At 45.1% G+C, this 20,498-nt stretch carries 19 protein-coding genes, 3 tRNA genes and 3 pseudogenes; 12 read left to right on the top strand and 13 right to left on the bottom strand.

Going from position 1 to position 20,498, the window contains the following annotated elements; genetic code table 11:
* Positions 1–364: 364 nt before the first annotated feature.
* A complete protein-coding gene (locus I6N93_RS10515; RefSeq protein ID WP_139829946.1) occupies positions 365–577 on the top strand; it encodes a hypothetical protein in 213 nt (70 codons plus the stop codon).
* A gap of 153 nt (positions 578–730) precedes the next feature.
* Positions 731–961 carry a hypothetical protein gene (locus I6N93_RS10510; RefSeq protein ID WP_139829945.1) on the top strand — a complete coding sequence of 77 codons (231 nt, stop codon included), beginning with the start codon at positions 731–733 and terminating at the stop codon, positions 959–961.
* A 400-nt stretch (positions 962–1,361) separates the two neighbouring features.
* Here the strand turns inward: I6N93_RS10510 and I6N93_RS10505 are convergent, their stop codons facing one another.
* The 8 genes from I6N93_RS10505 to I6N93_RS10470 form a co-directional block, all read right to left on the bottom strand.
* Entirely contained in the window at positions 1,362–3,716 is a 2,355-nt protein-coding gene (locus I6N93_RS10505) for an AAA family ATPase (protein ID WP_085689696.1), read from the bottom strand.
* A complete protein-coding gene (locus I6N93_RS10500; RefSeq protein WP_085689694.1) occupies positions 3,700–4,404 on the bottom strand; it encodes an ABC-three component system middle component 1 in 705 nt (234 codons plus the stop codon). Before I6N93_RS10500 ends, I6N93_RS10505 begins: the two co-directional genes overlap by 17 nt.
* Entirely contained in the window at positions 4,388–5,704 is a 1,317-nt protein-coding gene (locus I6N93_RS10495; RefSeq protein WP_085689692.1) for an ABC-three component system protein, read from the bottom strand. Before I6N93_RS10495 ends, I6N93_RS10500 begins: the two co-directional genes overlap by 17 nt.
* Before the next feature lie 459 nt (positions 5,705–6,163).
* Positions 6,164–6,373 carry a TraR/DksA family transcriptional regulator gene (locus tag I6N93_RS10490; RefSeq protein ID WP_014699379.1) on the bottom strand — a complete coding sequence of 70 codons (210 nt, stop codon included), beginning with the start codon at positions 6,371–6,373 and terminating at the stop codon, positions 6,164–6,166.
* A complete protein-coding gene (locus I6N93_RS10485; protein WP_085689691.1) occupies positions 6,363–6,947 on the bottom strand; it encodes a DUF2857 domain-containing protein in 585 nt (194 codons plus the stop codon). Before I6N93_RS10485 ends, I6N93_RS10490 begins: the two co-directional genes overlap by 11 nt.
* Positions 6,948–6,963: 16 nt before the next feature.
* Positions 6,964–7,158, bottom strand: coding sequence for an AlpA family transcriptional regulator (locus I6N93_RS10480; protein ID WP_039359985.1), 195 nt, complete (start codon positions 7,156–7,158; stop codon positions 6,964–6,966).
* 153 nt (positions 7,159–7,311) lie between these two features.
* Positions 7,312–8,226 (bottom strand): hypothetical protein, encoded by a 915-nt coding sequence (locus tag I6N93_RS10475; protein WP_085689689.1) that lies wholly within the window; start codon positions 8,224–8,226, stop codon positions 7,312–7,314.
* A gap of 414 nt (positions 8,227–8,640) precedes the next feature.
* Positions 8,641–8,922 carry a helix-turn-helix domain-containing protein gene (locus I6N93_RS10470; protein ID WP_085689687.1) on the bottom strand — a complete coding sequence of 94 codons (282 nt, stop codon included), beginning with the start codon at positions 8,920–8,922 and terminating at the stop codon, positions 8,641–8,643.
* A 146-nt stretch (positions 8,923–9,068) separates the two neighbouring features.
* Here I6N93_RS10470 and I6N93_RS10465 point away from each other — a divergent pair, with 146 nt between their 5' ends.
* A complete protein-coding gene (locus tag I6N93_RS10465) occupies positions 9,069–9,383 on the top strand; it encodes a helix-turn-helix domain-containing protein (protein WP_085689685.1) in 315 nt (104 codons plus the stop codon).
* A gap of 185 nt (positions 9,384–9,568) precedes the next feature.
* Entirely contained in the window at positions 9,569–9,883 is a 315-nt protein-coding gene (locus tag I6N93_RS10460; RefSeq protein WP_025918867.1) for a helix-turn-helix domain-containing protein, read from the top strand.
* Positions 9,884–10,016: 133 nt separating this feature from the next.
* Here the strand turns inward: I6N93_RS10460 and I6N93_RS10455 are convergent, their stop codons facing one another.
* Positions 10,017–11,288: a tyrosine-type recombinase/integrase gene (locus tag I6N93_RS10455; protein ID WP_085689683.1), complete on the bottom strand. Its 1,272-nt coding sequence runs from the start codon at positions 11,286–11,288 to the stop codon at positions 10,017–10,019.
* Positions 11,289–11,449: 161 nt separating this feature from the next.
* A tRNA-Asn gene (locus I6N93_RS10450) sits at positions 11,450–11,525 on the bottom strand.
* A 371-nt stretch (positions 11,526–11,896) separates the two neighbouring features.
* Between I6N93_RS10450 and I6N93_RS10445 the strand changes: the two are divergent.
* Positions 11,897–12,163: pseudogene (locus I6N93_RS10445) on the top strand (LysR family transcriptional regulator); the annotation flags it as partial.
* Between the two features lie 129 nt (positions 12,164–12,292).
* On the opposite strand, the gene cycA reads toward I6N93_RS10445, so the two are convergent.
* Positions 12,293–13,699: a D-serine/D-alanine/glycine transporter gene (gene cycA, locus I6N93_RS10440; protein WP_085689681.1), complete on the bottom strand. Its 1,407-nt coding sequence runs from the start codon at positions 13,697–13,699 to the stop codon at positions 12,293–12,295.
* A gap of 347 nt (positions 13,700–14,046) precedes the next feature.
* On the opposite strand from cycA, the gene I6N93_RS10435 reads away from it, so the two are divergent.
* Positions 14,047–14,122, top strand: a tRNA-Lys gene (locus tag I6N93_RS10435).
* A gap of 293 nt (positions 14,123–14,415) precedes the next feature.
* On the opposite strand, the gene I6N93_RS10430 is transcribed toward I6N93_RS10435, so the two are convergent.
* Positions 14,416–14,640: a DUF2594 family protein gene (locus I6N93_RS10430; RefSeq protein ID WP_085689679.1), complete on the bottom strand. Its 225-nt coding sequence runs from the start codon at positions 14,638–14,640 to the stop codon at positions 14,416–14,418.
* A gap of 626 nt (positions 14,641–15,266) precedes the next feature.
* Here I6N93_RS10430 and uvrY point away from each other — a divergent pair.
* The 5 genes from uvrY (at position 15,267) to I6N93_RS10405 (ending at position 18,984) form a co-directional block, all read left to right on the top strand.
* Positions 15,267–15,923: a UvrY/SirA/GacA family response regulator transcription factor gene (uvrY, locus tag I6N93_RS10425; RefSeq protein WP_026741054.1), complete on the top strand. Its 657-nt coding sequence runs from the start codon at positions 15,267–15,269 to the stop codon at positions 15,921–15,923.
* Complete coding sequence (gene uvrC / locus I6N93_RS10420; RefSeq protein ID WP_085689677.1) at positions 15,916–17,754, top strand: excinuclease ABC subunit UvrC; 1,839 nt, start codon at positions 15,916–15,918, stop codon at positions 17,752–17,754. Before uvrY ends, uvrC begins: the two co-directional genes overlap by 8 nt.
* Positions 17,755–17,813: 59 nt before the next feature.
* Positions 17,814–18,362: a CDP-diacylglycerol--glycerol-3-phosphate 3-phosphatidyltransferase gene (gene pgsA / locus I6N93_RS10415; protein WP_085689675.1), complete on the top strand. Its 549-nt coding sequence runs from the start codon at positions 17,814–17,816 to the stop codon at positions 18,360–18,362.
* 140 nt (positions 18,363–18,502) lie between these two features.
* Positions 18,503–18,578 (top strand) — tRNA-Gly (locus tag I6N93_RS10410).
* A gap of 226 nt (positions 18,579–18,804) precedes the next feature.
* On the top strand, positions 18,805–18,984 hold the full coding sequence (locus I6N93_RS10405; protein ID WP_085689673.1) for an Arm DNA-binding domain-containing protein: 180 nt from the start codon (positions 18,805–18,807) through the stop codon (positions 18,982–18,984).
* Here the strand turns inward: I6N93_RS10405 and I6N93_RS10400 are convergent.
* Positions 18,981–19,419, bottom strand: a pseudogene (locus tag I6N93_RS10400) (integrase core domain-containing protein); the annotation flags it as partial. The gene I6N93_RS10405 and the pseudogene I6N93_RS10400 overlap by 4 nt on opposite strands.
* A gap of 61 nt (positions 19,420–19,480) precedes the next feature.
* On the opposite strand from I6N93_RS10400, the pseudogene I6N93_RS10395 reads away from it, so the two are divergent.
* Positions 19,481–20,430 (top strand): annotated as a pseudogene (locus I6N93_RS10395) (IS3 family transposase); the annotation flags it as partial.
* Positions 20,431–20,498: the final 68 nt, after the last annotated feature.

Here is a 20,498-nt window from a genome sequence, read left to right as displayed (position 1 = left end):
AACAGGGAATGAGAGAGAAAATGTGTAGTGTGATAATTATTTCGAAAGGATGTATTGGATTTGATTTGAACTGGTGCTTTTCTGCTCAAGGATATGTTTTATATGTGAAGAAAATTATTTCCCATAAATTATTTTCTTCAAGTAATTGAAATTTTAATTACAGGGTGAAGGCTCATAAATATCATAAATTTTTTTTCGGCCTGACCTTGAGTGGATAATAAAATATAATTTATTGGCCTTATTATAAATCCTATTTTTCCGTACTATATGGTATTGGAATTTATGAGCTGTTTTTTACAAGGTGTCAGATGGACGAATATCCAATAGGTTTTTTGCAGAGATATCATCTCAAAATGAATATTATGTGGCATACCCAACTTTAGAACATGCGTGGCTATATATCGCAATAGATATTCGGGATTTATCTATTTGTAAAATCGGGCTGACCACAAAGAAACATCCACAACTTCGTCTTAATGAAGGAAGAACATACAATCCTTTTTTAGAGCTTTATGCTATATATGAACTCTCTGCAACAACTTGGGGATGTTCGCAAAAAGAATTAAATGATATTTAATCTTATATTCATCATGGAAATGTTTTTGGAGGAGCAATAAAATATCCTAATACACTAAGAGATTCTGAATGGTTCTTTATTTCTCCAGATGATGCGGAGTTTCAGGTTGATTGGATATTAGCGAAACGTGGTTTTTCTGTTCAAGGGTGGACGTTGTACGATACAGGGGATAGGACATATTTAAACGAACATCAAAAAAGAAGGGTGAATGGGGTACATTTTGAAGCAATGAGAGAAATTAAAACTATATTCAGGCCAAACCCATATTTTTATCTGAGTAGAGCCCAAAAGGAAGGTATGGTTTTTGAACAAATTGAGCCTTATATAAATTATCTGGTAGGTTTTCATAATGGTGGCTGGCTTGAAAAAATATATTTAAAATAAAGTGTGTTTCATTTAGTGAAGTTGAGGGTGTATATCCAATTAAGTTGTAATTTAACACATAATGTGTGATGCAATATTTTATTTTACCAGAAATAGGTTGTGCCGAATAAAATAGCCAATAAGAAAACTTATAATCCTCAGGAAATCTCCTCGTTTTGGTGAGAACAATGTCCATTTCTCGTTCGTAGTTGCCGTAGGCAGGAACTATGGGAGGCTCTATGTAAGAGGTGGACGTCAGAACAGCTTTAGCAATAACACTTTTTAATCGGGATGAACCTATGTGATTAATAATACTAAGTCTCAATGTCTTAATTACTCCACATCAGAAGATGTTTACAAGGCTGTGTTGAAGGTTGGAGTACCAAAGCAAGGCCACCTTCAAAAAAGATGGCTCTTACTCTCACTGTATGTCAATGACTAAGCGCGCTTGTTCCATAAAATTGATTCTGCCTGCTGACATGCCGAATTTCTTGTATTTATAACGGAAATACGCAGACATACGATCTTCATGTGTTGACATGATTATCTGGCGGTCTTGAAATTCGGTACGCAGTAACTCGATGAATCCAGCCACATTGATTTCATCCAGCGTCTGGACAGGATCGTCTACTAGCAACAGAGTGTGTTTCGCGTATCGCTGGTTCAGCGCTAATGTAAATGACAAGACCAGTGCTGAAAGCTGGCCCGAACTCATGGAAAAGACAGCATCATGCCCATGCCCAGGTGTTTCATTGAAAGCAATTGAATTACCATCATTTTCTATAAAAATACCTAGCCCTTGCTGATAACTTTGCATAAGGCGGCCAGAATAGATATGAAAAAGGATCTCAATCTCTTTGACTATGGATTCAAGATATAATCTTTTCTCGTCTTCATATATTTTTTTGAGTTTGCGTAGATACACTTTAAATCTGGTAGCTTTTTTGATCAGCAGATCTTCTTTGTTATACTGCTGTTCACACTCCAAGATAAATTTAGAAGACGCAATAGCATGCTGTTGTCCAAGATAGACTTTTTTTAATTCAAGCCGTTGGAGGGTAACTTGTTCAACAGCCTGTGGATCGTTTTTAAATATTTCACGATAAATCTTCTCGTAATCATCAAAAATGCAGCTATCGTCGAAAGGTTTAAACCTTGCCCGAATCTGACGTTCTAGTTCGTCTGTTGCTTGCTGCGTTACAGGCTCGAAATTCTCAGACAGAAGATCCTGAATACTGATACCTGCCGTCTGAAGCTGTTGATAATAATTTTCCAGCCACTGAATTTGCTCTTCTGTTAGGCCAGCGAGCTGGCGCTTACGTTCAACGATCTCTTTATTTTGCTCCAGACAGGCCTGCAGAGCAAGTTCGATAGGCTCCTGCCAGTTGCGTCTGAAGCTTACTAGTGCTTGTGAGAATTGATTATTTTGTTGAGCTGCTAAAGTTTCAAGTGATTTGCTCTGACTTTCGATTCCTTCGAGAAGCGCTGCTACCGTTGGCCAAGGATGCCCGCATGTCGGACAAATATTTGTAGAATCGCAATGTGTCTGATGCTCCCTGAATGCATTCAACAGTTGCTCACGTGTCTGAATTAGTTCCGCGTGGCATTCCTGAACTTTGTCTGCGGTGGTCAACTGTTGTTTGAGTCCGGCGACCTGTTGCTGAAATTCCTCTGCTGTGATAGAGGCAGGAAGGAGTGGCACCAATGGATCAGTGATCGACAGGCGATCCTCGCTAATGGCCTTTATTATATCTTTGAAGGCGTCACTTATCGCTAGTGCAGCATCAAAGCAAGCGACCTCTGCAACCCATTTTTCTATGTTTTCAAGAGGACGATAAAACATTAACAGACGCTGTTGTAGTTCCTTTTTGGGGAGGAGTTTATTCACCAATTCATTATTATATAGTTGGCTTTTATAATGCTTAAAATTTTCTGCAAAACGCCTGAGGCGAAACAATTCTCCATCTGCTGATAGCCACTGTTCAAATTGTTGTACATCAAACTCTACTACATCACGGTCCCATGGCTGATCCGTAACTTCGATAATTCTTTCGTATGTGACAGAACTGCCTGCCGGTAGCAACTGCTGCTTAGCTGTTTCCCATTTATCTTTAAGTTGTTTCAGTTCATTTTTTTTCTGAGGGTTACACAAATTTCCGATTTTGGCCGACGCCTGTGTAATGTTATTAATTTTTTCCTGAATATCGCCAATATCGAAAAGGTGTGCAATCTGACCCTGTCTGTCTTTTTCCTTTTGTTTTAACAACCGAGTATTTCCTTCTTGCTCGACATAATGGAATAATTCAAAATCGCGCTCATACTGCTCACCGAGTAAGGTAGAAAGATAAGTTTCTTCCTGTGAAATGACTTCAACCCGTTCCGCGCTAAAGTTTACTAATTCATAAAGAGGTATCCTTAAATCAGTTACACCTTTATGCTCGTCTAGTACAGCTTTACTGGCTGCTCTCTCAAGGAAATGGCTCTGACCATCTACTACAATCTCCGCACGAATTGAAAGCCAGTCATTTACACCTGCTTGCTTGAATAGCCAGGGGCAGCCTGTTTTCAGGCTACGTCGATCCACTGTCAGTTCTTCAAGCTCAATATAGCGACGGATTTTTTCTGTCAACAGGAGTTCCATAGCGTCAAAAAAAGATGATTTACCGAAACCGTTGGGACCATCAAGAACTACGAGATGATCACTTTCAAGGGTTAACTCAAGCTTTTCAAAAACTTTAAAGTTATGCACTTCTAGACGCTTAACGATCACTTTCATAGCCTGCCTCAGACAGTTTCTCATCCATGAAGGTCAATAAATCTTCCGGCTGCACATTCGGCGATGCGATCTGATTTGCAAGAGAGTCAATAGCTGAATCTGTTGCAACCAGTACACCAGGATTAGCTGTACGCTGGATTTTTTCCCGAATATTTCGCTCGAGACTGGCTAGATCGGAATTACCCGAACTATTAACTGCGATAAATGGAAGCTTTATTGCAAGCCTATATAATAGGCTTTGCCAGCCTCCTTCAAGGTGGTTTGATTTATATTCAGTAAAGGTGTTAGGAGTAGTAATTGATTCACGAAAAACTGTTGCAAATCCCTGAATGTCGATTTGTTGACGTAGTGCTTCGAATTCTTCGGTAGTGTAAGGAAGTACATGCTTTTTAAAGAAATAGCTGTCTTCTTCTATATGGTGAACTCGTTTACTGGCGAGCACTTTGCTGCTGTCAGTATTCCATACAATCAATAAATTGATATTTTTCTCAAGAGCAGGATTGGCTGTAGCATTTTTGCATTTACTTAACCATCCTGCCTGGATTTCAGGAGTGATTATTGGTTCGCCGTGGATTACCAGCCAATAATTTGTCTTTCCAGTACTGTTGTATTCGTATAACGCCAAGTCTGTGGAGAGATTACGCGTCAATCCTTCTAATTCCAACAATTGTTCAATCAGGTTCTGCATCTTTCAAACTCTCAGGTACATTGTTTAAAGAAATCATAGCCACCTTCTTATAATTCCCGATGCGGTTTTCCCTCAGTAATTCGTGTTCAGCAGCATCCACTCCCTCAGTAGCGTCAATGCCTATGATTACATCAGAGATTGAAGGTCTGTCTATGGCGCTAGTGATAAGTGCGCCGCACTCAAATAGACACTCCACATCTTCACTAATTGCCTGTTGCATGATGTCATGACAGATACTCTCCTGATGCTCTGCAGCATGGTGGATACCTGTCGGATAGTAGAAAAGCCCGTCATTTAGCCACGAGAATGCGACATCAGAACCATCATTACGTGCAGTCTGAACTAGTTTCCAGAAAATCGTAAACATCCCAAGTCGCATTGCATCACGATCGAGTGATTGATCCTTAAATTCACTAAGTGTTTTAAAACGTCCCTTTTTATGCGGCATAGTTGCTCGCAGGAATGCCTTCATTCCCTCAACATTCAGCGAAGTAATAGCAGCCAGATAGTCATCTAACTTTTGACATGCTGCCTGGGAGAGGCTGTCTTGGCGTTCACAAAACTCCTGGTAGTATGTGCCGATATCAATCTGCAGACGGCTAAGGAAGAATGCCTCATTCTCAAACGGAGCATAATCATCTGCTTCGATTACACCATATAGTTCTGAAAAATCGATGAATTCGCTGGCTGCGATTACGGCCTGATGGCGAGCTGACTCATGTATCTTGCTGTGGGTCATAATGACCTTTGAGTTCACTATTGCTTCCAGCGTATTCTGAATATTCGCGACAATAAAATTTTTCCAAGCGGGTTGCCCTGCAACATTAGCAAGCAGGGTGGAGAGTTCATTTCGAATAAATATATCTACTTGATTCAGAGGGCAAAACGATTGTGTGACATTCCCTGCTTCATCGGGAGGAATGGGGTAAGTATAAAATCTCACTGGCCCATAGTCAGTCCCAAACGTTGCCGGAATATTCGTTACTGAACGTGCGACATGGAAATAAGCGAGTGGCACTCCCCGCTGCCTCGCATTATCCCTTTGAGTCTTGATGCCATCACTGTAGGCAGAAAAACGCGTCTCCTTGTACGCTTTGACCTGATGCATGGACAGGCATTGCTGTTGACGAAAAATCGCGAAGTCATCCTGACTTTCTAACTGCAGTTTCAAATCCCGGTTCGCTTCATAGTCCGAGGATATCATCTTCAGACAATGATACAGCGCCAGCTTGCCCTGATAGACAAATCCACTCCACGTAGAAATAGCAGTGTGTGGAAAAACTTGAGGAGCTACTGCCATGAGACCCCTTATCACTTTAAATTCTCATTAGCTGAAACGTGCTCCGTATAGAGATATTTCACTTCTAATGAAGAGCATTAGCTAGATAGATCATTGGTAGATACATTACTACTGAGTATCCGAGCTGAAATTGATCTGCTTCCTATATTTAGATTTTGGTGAGAACAGCTGATCTTAAAATTGATTCTGTTCGGATTTTGTCAGCATTGATGAGTCATTGAGAGTTATTACCAGTATATCTACAAGTAAAAAAATCAAATATGTCCACTTTTCGCTCGTTACCGACTGTCCGGTTTGATCGTGTTCTAACATAGAACACAGTCAGAGCCAATACAGATAAGTGATAATGGTGACGGTTTTTTATTTAAAATTTCATGGATAATGATATTAGCTGTATTTATTATGGTGATAAATAATGTGCAGAGAAGATAATTCCTCTGCGCGAGTGTCACCTTGCTATCAGCGCTGACGGCGCTCAAGTATGGTTTGGCATTCCGTACAGGTTGTCACACCTGGCAGCGTTTGCCGTCGCTTCTCTGGAATAGGTTCACCGCACAAACGGCAGTAATGTAATGAGGGCGTAGTTGCTGGCTTGAAACGGTTCTGTTCAATCATTTCTTCCAGGCGTTGCTCATTAAATTCCTGATCGCGATCGATCTCATCTGGCATGCGATGTCCTCCTGTTCAGTGCTTCTTTCTCACAAAGGGTGATACGGTTCCAGACGGCGGTCAGGGAAGGCCCTTTTTCCCTAGAGGACAACGATTCAGTGACCTGCATCATGGCTTCTAGTGCGTCAGGTGTATCAAGGTTTTCAGTGCGTTTCTTTTGCCATGTCAGCCAAATTTCTGCATCGACGACTTCATCTGGGATAGGCGTTCGGCCATAAGGGATGGTGACACCCAGCAACCTGCGGCGAGTGCAGACCTCATTCGAGGTGAGGCCAAAAAAATGATTAAGGAGTGCAATAGATCCCCCCAATATGATGGCCCGATTAATCTGTTGCTGGCGTTGCGCCTCTTGGCGGGACAACGCCAGAATTTGTTGTAAAACGTCGTGACGAACAGTGATCGACATAAACTGCGCGGATGCCCGACTGACGATAAACAGTTCGTCGAGTGATAGCTGATTGAGAGCGTTCAATTCGTCGAATGTGAATCCTAACGTTTCACAATAACGAAAATTGCCTTCCTTAAGCGCGGCAAGGGCGTTTGTTAACACCGCGTAATTCAGTGAGGGGAACATAATGCTGTATCTCCCTTCAGCGCGTTAAGCGGTTAGCTAATTTGAAGTTAATCCATTCATCAATTTCAGATTCCAGCCAGGCGACGCTGGCTGGCCCAATCTTTATTGAAGAGGGAAAGGTACCTTCTTTCATGTACAGGTAGATTTGTGAGCGTTTCAGACCGGTTTTTACTTCTACTTGTTTCAGACGTAATAACTGATGAGATGTCATAAATACCTCCAGTGCAGAAATGGGAGTTGCCCGGAGATGACAAAAAAACACAGTGAGGAAAGGAGTGAAAGTTGAAGAGCCCGTATTACGGACACCACAATCCTTAATACGGGTTTTTAGATTGAAGCGTGTAATGTCATTTTAATTGGGTGCCTAAGCGGACGTAGGTGAACCACGCTCAAGCGCCGTTTTTAACGTATCGCCACTGAATCGATCGGTCATGCCTTCGTCTGATGCCCACTGTTCAAAGATGGACAGAAGCTTATAAGGTTGCCTGATTAATGGGCTGATAAACTCATTGTTTTTACAGGCAAGCCAGAACAGTCTGGATAATGGCGTGGATATACGTGTTGAGGCGGGCTGAGAGGTATCGTTTTTGGCGGGCAAGCTAATTAATTTCTCAAGTTCGGCATGTTTGATGACAAAACAGGCATCCTTTGGTAAATCATGAATTGGAAAATATTCTCTGTGGCTATAATGGTTTTTTTTTTGGTTTGGGATTTTTTCAGTAATATGTGATGCGATATTTTTAGGAAGTCTTATGGTTTGCTGTTTTATCCTTTCGCGATACCTCATTTTCTCAAACATTTGAAAGTGATCGTCGCCAATATTGACAGTAAGACCATAATTAACGTAATTTTCTCCGATTACGGGTAGTGGAATACCCAGAGATCTCGCTAATAAACGTTGAACGAGAACGTATTCATAGCCGATAAGAGTTGTATCAATTACTTGTTGTGTGAAATTAATATACTTCCCCTCGGTGATGACGATTAATTTTCTGTTATTAAGAAAGCAGTTCTTTTCGAGAATGCAGAGTCGGTTAATTAGATTATTTTCAACAGGTTTTAGCTTTATTTTAGTATTTGATATTTTTATCCTTCGTAAAACCACTGGAGATTGGAAATAAATTGAAAGGTTGATGTCTCCATATAAAGCATGGCGATAAATATTAGCTTCTGTTAACGGTACGTTTCTCATTTTAGTTGCTATAACGATGGCTTCAGGTATTGTGATCCAGCTAAATTTCTCACTCAGGGTATTAGTGGTTCTTTTTTCCTTTATCATGATTCATCTCCTTTATATGAAAGTGACATGTGCATAGGTGCTTTAACTCCTTTATGCAGTTATGACATATAGATAGGATTCTAAAAATGAGGAATAGGATTAGTGAGGGGGTGTTGTTATAACGAAGAAGTTATTAATTGCTTTTCGCTGTCCGTCACAAAAATGTTCGAACTGGGGTGCTATTACCAAACGGGCTAACTTCCTCATGTCATTTTCAATGCTACTTGTTACAGATTTTATTCAGAGCAACTCTACAAAAGACCTGTCTCAAAAAAAGGAATGAAAATATCATAAATCATTGCATATCAATTGGTTCGAGGTAATTCACGAACCAATTGATGATGTGACACGGTTGAATCGAGTGGAAACCAGAATGTTATTTCCTGATGGTTGGTGCTTAAACCGGTAAATGATCTAATCACTTTTATGACGAATTTCTCTGGGAATACGCTGCCCTTGTGAATCAAAATAACGATTTGGCCAGATTTCACTCGCAGGTATGCCTAGCGCATCTGCTATAAGCCGTTCACCTTTCGGCCAAGGTCGAATTAGTGCATTTGAGAGCGTTGATGAGCTAAGGCCTGCCTTACGAGATACGGCGGCTAACGTCGTTTTCCGTTTACGCAAGGCTGCAATGATATCGGCAGGATGCCAGTCTATTCGTTGTTCCTGTTGTTCCTGTTGTTCACTGTTCATACGTCCCCCTTTTGGATTGAAGATTTACTCCCCCTGGTAAATTATTTATTCATTATAGATGAAAAAAACACCAAAAATAAAGTTATAATTTATCCAGAAAAGAAATCCTTTAAGAAGGGCTTGCTAAGAGAAGCGATAATCGGTTTATGTTAATCAGTACCGTGGATAACACTGTGATTGGTAAGCGATTAAGACTAGCCCGAGTCAACATGGGATTAAAGCAGACAGAGCTCGGTTGCCTCGCTGGTTTGGATGAGGAAACGGCAAGCTCTCGTGTGAGCCAATACGAAAGGGAAGTCAGTGCGCCAGATTTTGGGCTGGTTTCTCGGTTCGCGGCGGTTCTGGATGTTCCAGAAGCATATTTCTATGCTGTTGATGACGATCTCGCCACCTTGATCTTACAGTATCACCGTTTCAAGAAAGCCAACCCTAACATCACGCTACTGATCACACCCCAGTAAGGTGGATGTTCTAGTGCGTCATGATGTTCAATTCCTGTGCGTTCACCCTTCTAAATTTAATTATTCCTATTCTCAATGAATTAAATCTTCATTTTTGAGTTTAAAATAATCAAAAATAAACTTTAAATTCACTGGGTGAAGAACCACTTCAAGAGAGGCATAGCGTGAACGGCGATAATCGGCTTATGTTAATCTGCGAAGCAGGTAATGCCGTGATTGGTAAACGATTAAGACTGGCGCGAGTGAATGCAGGATTAAAACAGGTCGAGCTCGGTTGTCTCGCTGGACTGGATGAAGAGACGTCGAGTTCCCGCGTAAGCCAGTATGAAAGGGAAGTCAGTTCGCCGGATTTTGGTCTGGTTTGCCGATTTGCGGCGGTGCTGGATGTGCCGGAAGCGTATTTTTATGCTGTCGATGAGGATCTCGCAACGCTAATCTTGCAGTACCATCGTTATAAGAAAAGTAACCCTAATTCTACGTTGTTGATTACCCCGCAATAGACCTTCATTCACGTATCCAGTCTGAGCAATTTACTGATATTTCTCGACTGTTTGTGAAATGCTGAGGCAAGATTTTCTTGCTGTCTGAAAAGCAGATCCTGTTATCAGGATCTGCTCTTAGGTGCGTTATCGATCAGGAAGCTCTAGCCGTCTTATGTTGTTGAGCATAAATGTATGGCGCAACATATTCTTCCCGGTTTATATCCAGATAATCCGACCACCATTGCATCATCGCTTTACGAGCATCGAGATATTCTGCTTTATGGATGTAAGCAGCTCGAACGCTATTGCGTTCTTGATGGCTCATTTGCCGTTCAACTGCATCCTGTGCCCATAGTCCAGATTCCATCAAGGCACTACAGGCCATTGTCCGGAATCCGTGACCGCAGATTTCATCTTTTGTGTCATAACCCATCAGGCGCAAAGCCTTGTTGACCGTGTTTTCGCACATTGGCTTATACGGATTATGAGCACCGGGAAATATGAGTTCCTGATGCCCTGAGATTTCCCGTATCTGTTTCAAAATAGTGATGGACTGACGGGAGAGGGGAACGATATGCGGCGCGCGCATTTTGGCACCACGCCCGGAATAACGCACTCCGGGGATGGCTTCACGAGTAGCTGGAATGATCCAGATTTTGTTTCTGAAATCAATCTCAGACCAACGGGCAAAGCGCAACTCGCTGGAGCGGATGAAAAGGAGCAGGGTAAGTGATACCGCCAAACGGGTTAATTCTCGCCCTTGCTTGTAATCCTCAATGCGAGTCAACAGTTCCGGTAGTTTTTCTAGCGTAAGGGCAGGGTAGTGGCGTTTAACGGGCGGGGTGATGATACCGTCCAGATTGGCTGCCGGATTATGCTCTATCAACTCCTGGTGCACGGCATGGCGCATGATATTGCACATATGTTGCCGAGTGCGTGCCGCCACTTCCAGCAGACCTTTTTTCTCAATCCCTTTCAGCAGGTCGATGAAATGGCGGGTTTTCAGTTCTGTGACTGGCAGTTGTCCAATTATCGGGAAGATATGATTGTTCATGCTGGCAAGCAGGCGGGTTGCATGGTTCTCCGACCATGCTCTGTTGCTTTTATGCCAACTTAGCGCCACTGATTTGAAGGTTTTCTCTGGTGAGGCAGTGGCTCTCTCAACAGAGCGTTGTTGTGCTGGATTGATATTCTGCGCCAGCAATTTGCGGATTCCGTCACGTTGTTGACGAGCATCGGCCAAAGATACACCGGGATAGGCACCTAAGCCGAGGCGGGATTCTTTTCTATTGATACGATATTTGAGATACCAGAGACGTGAACCGCTTGGATTAACTAAAAGGTATAGACCGTGAGAATCGGAGACTTTGAAGGGTTTTGCGGATGGTTTTAAGTTGCGGATTTTTGAGTCGTTAAGAGACATTTGGGGGTCACTCCGTCATCGAACCAACTTGACCCCAAATCTGACCACCAAATTCTCCCGATGCGGAGGGTAAACTGAAAATGCATCGGGAAGGCTTTTCACGCTAACTTATTGAATCTGAATTACATAGGGATTCGCAAAGCGGCATGAAAATAAGAATTTGGCTCCTCTGACTGGGCTCGAACCAGTGACATACGGATTAACAGTCCGCCGTTCTACCGACTGAACTACAGAGGAATCGGTAAGTGCGGTGGATGATAGCGGTAGCGCCAGGCCTTGTCAAAGCAAGATGACTATCTCTGTGTTCGTTTGATGAACTTATAATCAACTCATTGAATTTTCGGATTTAGTGGACATATCGGGTTATGAACGCTATAGCGGTAGCCGTGGATATGCACTTCACCGTGGCAGCTGTTGCACCATCATGGTGCCGTCAGAGTGGATGGGGTGAGATATGTCACTACGGCCGTGGAAGCGCTGTGCTCTTTGTCCATTGCTTTTACTTATTTATAAGTCAGTTAAGTCTCAAACGGTTTTTTTTTCCTGTAAGTTTTGGATTTGGCGTGGTTTTTGCTGCTTCTTGTGAGGTAACCATACTGGAGGTACGCATGAATCTAAGACGGCTCAAATACTTTGTGAAAATTGTAGATATCGGTAGCCTCACGCAGGCAGCAGAGTTGCTGCACATTGCGCAACCCGCGCTGAGTCAACAAGTCGCCACGTTGGAGAGCGAGCTTGAACAGCAATTGCTGGTACGCAGTCGCCGTGGCGTTACCCCGACTGATGCAGGTAAAGTTTTATATTCCCATGCGCAAGCTATTTTACACCAGTGCGAACAAGCTAAAACGGCCGTTAATGGAGTACGACAGACTGTTAACGTCTGAAAAGGAAAACTGTCAGCAATCATAGATTGCTGACAGTGCTTATAGTTGCCCACCTGATACGACAATCACTTCAGATATCAAATCGGCCATGAAAGGTTAGGCTTTCATGGCCGTTGTGGATCATGCGTGCTCTTTTTTCCTACTCATAAAAGCGTAAACGACAGTCAGCACCAGGAACCATATCGGAGTCACAATGAGCGCCTGGCGTGTATCCGGCTGAAGTGTCAGCAGTACCAAGACAAATGCGAAGAAAGCAAGGCAGACCCAACACATCAATTTGCCCAGAGGCATTTTGTATTGTGACTCTTTATGCAGTAGCGGTCGCTGTTTTCTGTAGGCGAGATAGGAGCAGAGGATGATGCTCCAGATAAACATAAACAGTATCGCCGAGACGGTGGTAACCAAAGTAAATACGGTCATCACGTTCGGGATAAGATAAATCAGCACGACGCCGGACAGCATGCACGTGCAAGAGAAAAGCAGTCCGGCAGAGGGAACGGCGCGTTTTGATAGCACACCGAAACGTCGCGGTGCGTCACCTTGTTTGGCCAACCCGAACAGCATACGGCTGGTCGAAAATACGCCGCTATTGGCCGAGGATGCAGCGGACGTCAGCACGACAAAGTTGATGACGCTAGCTGCTGCAGGAAGGCCGACCAAGATAAACATCTCAACGAATGGGCTACGATCGGGGGCGATGTGATCCCAGGATGTCACCGACATAATCATCACTAGTGAGAAAACGTAGAACATGATGACGCGGATGGGGATAGCGTTGATGGCTCGTGGCAGAACGACCGTTGGGTTTTTGGTCTCGGCGGCGGTAGTCCCCACCAGTTCAATGCCGACAAAGGCAAACACCGCTATCTGAAAGCCAGCAAAAAAACCGATAATGCCTTGCGGGAACATGCCGCCGTGGCTCCACAAGTTGGTGAAAGAGGCGGTATTTCCCGAAGGGGACGGGTAGTGCATGAAAACCAGCCCGGCGCCAATGATAATCAGAGCGGCGATGGCGATGATTTTGATCATGGCGAACCAAAACTCCATTTCGCCAAAGAGTTTTACCGTCGCCAGGTTCAACGTCAACAGGAGCAGGACACACAATAAAGACGATATCCATTGTGATAATCCGGGGAACCAGAATTGTGTGTAGGAGCTGATGGCCACGACGTCGGCGATCCCCGTGACGACCCAGCAGAACCAATAAGTCCAGCCGGTGAAGAAGCCGGCCCAGGGGCCCAATAAATCCGCAGCGAAATCGCTAAAGGATTTGTAGTTCAGGTTTGAGAGCAAGAGCTCGCCCATAGCTCTCATAACAAAGAACAGCATGAAACCAATGATCATGTAGACGAAAATGATGGAGGGGCCGGCCAGGCTGATTGTTTTTCCCGACCCCATGAAAAGACCGGTACCGATCGCGCCCCCGATAGCAATGAGCTGAATGTGTCGGTTGTTTAGGTTTCTCCGCAGGTCGCCATGCGTTTTCACTGCAGCGGTCTGGTTAACCGTTTTGGATTGTTCAGACATTCAAGTGTGTTTCCTGTTTTTATCCGTGATGTTTTGTTGAGCTCTTGAGTGGCTTTTGGCTTTTCTTATTGAAAGCGGACAATAATATCACATTGTAATGACGATGCTTACAGATGCTTATTAGGGGGAACATGTGGTGATTTATGCATGACGAAATAATGTTCAGACAGGCGAAAATAATAGCAGTCAAAATTCGGATCTGTCTCCAATATTAAGTGATGTCTCTGGGGGGAGAGACCAGCCATAATGTCATTGATCATCAATTCAATTTTTTTTAGTTTTTTGGCACAAAAATAATAATAACCATTTGACAGAAGTCATCGGGGAGGTAATAATCCGTCCCCGTTGGGTCGTTAGCTCAGTTGGTAGAGCAGTTGACTCTTAATCAATTGGTCCGGGGTTCGAGCCCCCGACGACCCACCAACACTCTTCTAACACTCCGTATTTTTCTGTACCGCATTCAACTTCTTTCATTAAAGATAAACTAAACTTCCTGTTATAGTTAAATTTTGATTATCATTTTAATAAATTTATTTCTTATATGTGCCCGGAATGTTAAACACATAAGAAATCAATTGACAGGTTTCGGTGCATATAAAAGTGAACGTCTTGCTTAGGATACGATGGGTAAATATGCATAGGGGTTCTTTATGTATAAGTCGTTTAGAAGTTAAGGATATCTTGCCGATCGGCAGATACTGATCGGCAGGAGAGCGCTATCTGCGATATACCGTTTTAATTTGTTTCATCGTATGACTAAGAACATCCGACTGGTTTTGGTCTTCCAACTGATCGATATATTTTTCCATTCTCACCATCACCTTACCAGCATCGGTCTGACCGATGGATTTCAGCAACAGCGTTAGTATAGCTTTTAGACAGGTAATTTCATGCGCTAGAGCTTCAACAGAGGTTTCTGTCGAAAAATCGGCCTTATTCATTTTTGCTCCTTATAAAGATAAGTCCAGTAAGATTGATATGTTATGTCGCCAAGAGTTCAAATGACCGACATGCCAAAAATTTGGGCCATATTATAACATAGGTAATCGCAGTACGGTTTTAGATAAAAAATAGCCATATTCTAATATATGGAATTACGGATATTATTTCGCTGGTGGCTATTTTTTATAAATGTACTTTTCAACTCAAATACAGGAAAAATGTATATGAATGGCACTATTTTGGTATTTTTAGGATGCACTTTATGCTGTAGAAAATAGTCGCCCTGAGGCACAACTACGGCTATAATCCTTCCCTAGGCGGCGTCGCAACATATTATATGGAGAAAGGTTGTTCTTAATATGTTGATTTGGCATTGTTTTTTATTTTAAGGTAACAATAGTCTTCTTTTTCTTAAAAATCCGGTTTTTGTAATACTCATACTGTATCGTAGCTAAACAGATTGCTGTTAAGGTCGCGAGCACATTTAACTAATATGCAATCTATTACAAATAGCCAATAAAAATACATTTTTGATGGAAAAGTGTATTCATTGTAATTAAGCCACAGAGTATCACCACGGGAATTAGCAATTTTAAGTGTTACTCTCTTTTTGGAGAATTGTTCTTTGATTAGCGTTTTTCTTGTTGATGACCACGAATTGGTGCGGGCAGGGATACGGCGCATTCTCGACGACATCAAAGGTCTCAAAGTGGTAGGAGAGGCCGCGTGTGGTGAGGATGCGGCCAAGTGGTGTCGCAACAATAGCGTGGATGTTGTTCTGATGGACATGAACATGCCCGGTATCGGCGGTCTGGAAGCAACACGCAAAATCGTGCGATTTTCCCCTGAAATAAAAGTCATCATGCTGACTATTTATACAGAGAGTCCTCTGCCGACCAAGGTTATGCAGGCCGGTGCGGCAGGTTATTTGAGTAAGGGCGCGACGCCTCAGGAAGTGATCTGCGCCATCCGCTCGGTTCACGCTGGGAAACGTTACATCGCATCCGACATTGCTCAGCAGATGGCGCTGAGCCAATTGGCTCCGCAAACAAAAACTCCCCTGGAATGCCTTTCCGACCGCGAATTACAGATTATGCTGATGATCACTAAGGGGCAGAAAGTGGTCGAGATTTCAGATAAACTCAACCTCAGTCCTAAAACGGTTAACAGTTATCGTTATCGAATGTTCAGCAAACTGAATATCAGCGGGGACGTGGAGTTAACCCACCTTGCCATCCGGCACGGTCTTTTTAATGCGGAGACGTTGACCAGTAGTGAGTGAAAGCTTTGATGCTCCGGCGTTTCTAAAAACGGTAACCAGCCAGCCAGGCGTTTACCGTATGTATGACGCCACCGATACGGTTATCTATGTGGGTAAGGCGAAGGACCTGAAAAAGCGTCTTTCTAGTTACTTCCGTCGCAACGTGGGTAGCCGTAAGACGGAGGCGCTCGTCAAATGCATACACCAGATCGATGTGACTATCACGCACACCGAGACGGAAGCCTTACTGCTCGAACATACCTACATCAAGCGTTACCAACCTCGCTACAACGTGCTGTTACGCGATGATAAATCCTATCCGCTGATCTTCCTGAGCTCTGATAAACATCCCCGGATAGCCATCCATCGCGGTGGCAAGCATGCGAAAGGCGAATATTTTGGGCCTTTCCCCAATGGGAATGCGGTACGCGAAACCTTGATGCTGCTGCAAAAACTCTTTCCCATTCGCCAGTGTGAAGATAGCGTTTATCGCAACCGCACGCGTCCGTGTCTGCAATATCAGATTGGTCGTTGTCTCGGGCCCTGTGTCTCTGGGCTGGTCAGCGATGAAGAGTACGGTCAGCAGGTGGAATACGTCCGATTGTTCTTGCTGGGAAAAGACCAGCAGGTATTGACGCGTCTGATAGCCCAGATGGAAGCTGTAAGCCAGGCGCTGAACTTTGAAGAAGCGGCGCGGATACGCGACCAAATCCAGTCAGTACGTCGGGTTACGGAAAAGCAGTTTGTTTCAGGTGCCGGAGATGGTGAAGATCTCGACGTTATCGGCGTAGCCTTCGATGCGGGCTTGGCCTGCGTGCATGTTTTGTTCGTTCGTCAGGGCAAGGTGCTAGGCAGCCGCAGTTATTTCCCTAAAATTCCGGCAGGAACTGAACTGGCTGAGGTCGTACAAACATTCGTGGGGCAATTTTACCTTCAGGGAAGCATTTCCCGGACGCTGCCTACGGAGGTCCTGTTGGATTTCTCTCTGCCGGAGCAACAGCTCTTGACGGATTCGTTGACCGAAATCGCTGGACGCAAAGTGCAGATTCAAACCCGACCGCGCGGTGACCGCGCTCGTTATCTCAAACTGGCGCGAACTAATGCCAATACGGCGCTGGTCAGCAAACTTTCTCAACAATCGACAATTCACCGGCGTTTGTCTGCGTTAGCTAACGTTCTACAACTGCCTGAAATCAAAAGAATGGAGTGTTTCGATATCAGCCATACGATGGGGGAGCAAACGGTCGCTTCTTGTGTGGTCTTCGACGCGAATGGACCGCTTCGTTCTGAGTATCGACGCTATAATATTACCGGCATCACCCCAGGCGATGACTATGCGGCGATGACGCAGGTATTAAAACGGCGTTATGGTAAGGCGTTGGATGACAGTAAAATCCCGGATGTTGTTGTTATCGATGGCGGGAAAGGGCAGTTGGGGCAGGCGAAAGCCGTGTTCGATGAACTGCATGTTTCCTGGGATAAAACCAGGCCGCTGCTTCTCGGCGTTGCGAAAGGAAGCGATCGAAAAGCTGGGTTGGAAACACTTTTTCTCGAGGCGACGGGAGAGGGTATTGCCTTACCGCCCGACTCGCCTGCGCTGCATGTTATCCAGCATATTCGCGATGATTCCCACGATCACGCTATCTCCGGCCATCGGAAGAAAAGAGCCAAGGTCAGAAATACCAGTAGTCTGGAATTGATCGAGGGGGTGGGGCCTAAGCGTCGTCAAACGTTGCTAAAGTATATGGGCGGGCTGCAACCGCTTCAAAATGCCAGCATCGAAGAAATTGCTAATGTGCCGGGCATTTCTTCAGCTTTGGCAGAAAAAATTTACTATGCATTGAAACACTAGGGACAATGTAGCAACATACTCACAATACCCACTCCGGCCAGACAGTTATCAAAAGAACTATGCAATTTAATATACCTACGTGGCTTACCCTGTTTCGCGTTGCATTAATTCCCTTCTTTGTGCTGGCGTTCTATCTTCCTGTCGCCTGGGCACCTCTGGCTTGCGCCGTTATTTTCGTCGGCGCGGCGGTCACTGACTGGTTTGATGGTTTTTTGGCGCGTCGTTGGAAACAAACGACCCGCTTTGGGGCTTTTCTTGACCCGGTAGCGGACAAAGTGATGGTTGCCGTCGCCTTGGTTTTAGTCGCCGAGCATTACCATTCCTGGTGGATCACATTGCCTGCCGCGACGATGATTGCGCGTGAAATCATCATTTCCGCCCTGCGTGAGTGGATGGCGGAGATTGGAAAACGGAGCAGTGTGGCTGTGTCTTGGATCGGCAAAGTGAAAACTACGGCCCAAATGCTGGCGCTGTTTGCTTTGCTGTGGCGTCCCGACATGTGGGTCCAAGGCGTTGGCGTTGCGGCGTTGTACGTGGCTGCGGTGTTAACTTTCTGGTCGATGTTCCAATATTTGAACGCTTCCCGGTACGATCTGTTCGAACATTGACCGAACTGGCGCAAGAATCAGCGAGCGAGTCATCCTTGCAGTCAATTTTATTGACTCGACGCGATAGGTCAGTAGAATGCACCGCATCGACAGCAAGCTCGTCTTGTAAGTCACTTTAACAGATAAAGTCAGTCTGTTATGCGGGAATAGCTCAGTTGGTAGAGCACGACCTTGCCAAGGTCGGGGTCGCGAGTTCGAGTCTCGTTTCCCGCTCCAATTTAGGTTCTGTAGACGTCCACTGAAGTCTGCAAGCCGTTGAAAAAAGGGCCTTTTGGCCCTTTTTTCATTCCAGTGACGTCCACTGGAAACCGCCAACATCTGGGACTTTTAAGTCCATTTTTAAGTCCATGAATATGGGTGAGGTGCTTTCCGCTTTGTTGCTGGAGGAGCGAGGTCAACGAGACAAGTATCTAGTCCTGACTCATAGTTCAGGAGCTGGAGCATGGCACTGTCAGATATGGCCGCCCGGAACGCCAAGGCGACCGGCAAGGCTTACACCGGCAGCGATATCGACGGCCTCTCCCTCGTGGTCTCTCCGACCGGAGGCAAGACCTGGCACTATCGTTACTATTGGGCTGGCAAGCAGAAGCGCATGTCGCTGTGTAGTCCCTCCGGTTTTTAGTACCACCGCCAATAAGGATCTCCGGCCAGTTTTTGCCGCGCATAGATAACGGGTGGCATATCACCCAGTGAGCTATGTGGGCGTTCCTCGTTATATTCTGTGCGCCAGTCCTCTGTGAGTTCGCGCACTTCAGACAAGGTTCTGAACAAATACATATCGAGTATTTCTGTTCGCAGCGTTTTATTAAATCGCTCGATAAATCCGTTCTGCATCGGCTTTCCGGGCTGAATAAAATCGAGTATCACACCGTGGCGTTCTGCCCATTCGGCTAAGGCTGCGGCGGTGAGCTCTGGCCCATTATCACTTCGTATAAAAGCCGGGTAGCCTCGTTCTGCACTTATATCGTTCAAGAATGCGCACAACACGATGAGCCGGTATATTCAAATCAACTTCGATGGTCAGCGCTTCCCGATTAAAGTCATCAACGACGTTAAATAATGGACTGACCCCACCCGGTAGAGGATCCTGCCCTATAGTTTGAGCATAGGAGAAGCGTATGGGCACACCACGATTTACACCTGAATTTAAAGAAGAGGCTGTCCGTCAGATCACTGAACGTGGCTATTCCGTTGTTGAAGTTTCCGACCGCTTGGGCGTTTCAGCGCATAGCCTTTACAAGCGGTTGCGCGCCATCAAACCGGATAACAGCGAACAGCATGCTCGTGACCTGCTGGAAGCCAAAAGCGAGATCCTAAAGCTTCGGGCGCAGCTGAAACGCACTGAAGAAGGACGAGATATCCTGAAAAAGGCCGCGCGGTACTTGGCAAGGGAGCCCGACTAAAGTACCGCTTTATCAATGAGCACCGCGCTGTATGGGGTGTCATGAAGATGTGTCGGGTACTGAACGTCGCACGGGCCGGGTTCTATGCGTGGCTGCATAACCCTGTCTCCGCTCGCGACAAAGACAACCAACGCCTGCTGACGCTTATCCGAGATTCGTATGCGCTGAGCGGCGGCGTATACGGCTACCGGCGGGTTCACGGCGATCTGAACGAAATCGGGGAAAGCTGTGGTAAAAACCGGGTGGGACGTATCATGCAACGGAACCGGATAAAAGCCGTTCGCGGTTATAAAGCTCCACGCCGCATAGCCGGCAGGCCTTCTGTCGTTGCCCCTAATCACGTGCAGAGGCAGTTTACCGTGGTGAAACCCAATCAGGTCTGGGTAACGGATATCACCTATATCCGTACCTGGCAAGGCTGGTTGTATCTGGCGGTGGTTATCGACCTCTTTGCCCGTAACGTGGTGGGCTGGTCAATGAAACCAACGCTGTCACGAGAACTGGCGCTGGACGCACTAATGATGGCGGTATGGCGGCGAAAACCGGAAAGTGAGGTGATAGTACATAGCGATCAAGGCAGCCAGTATGGCAGCGACGACTGGCGACGCTTCTGCCGGGCTAACAACCTTGCGCCGAGCATGAGCCGGCGCGGCAACTGCTGGGATACTCATTCTAATATACTTTCAAGTACCGGATCGGACTGACCCGTGCTGGGATTGGCCCAAATGCCTTT

The sequence above is a fragment of the Lonsdalea populi genome, assembly GCF_015999465.1.
GTDB classification, from domain to species: domain Bacteria; phylum Pseudomonadota; class Gammaproteobacteria; order Enterobacterales; family Enterobacteriaceae; genus Lonsdalea; species Lonsdalea populi.
The sequence above is the reverse complement of the archived record's forward strand: the minus strand, read 5'-3'. Positions and strand labels throughout refer to the sequence as shown.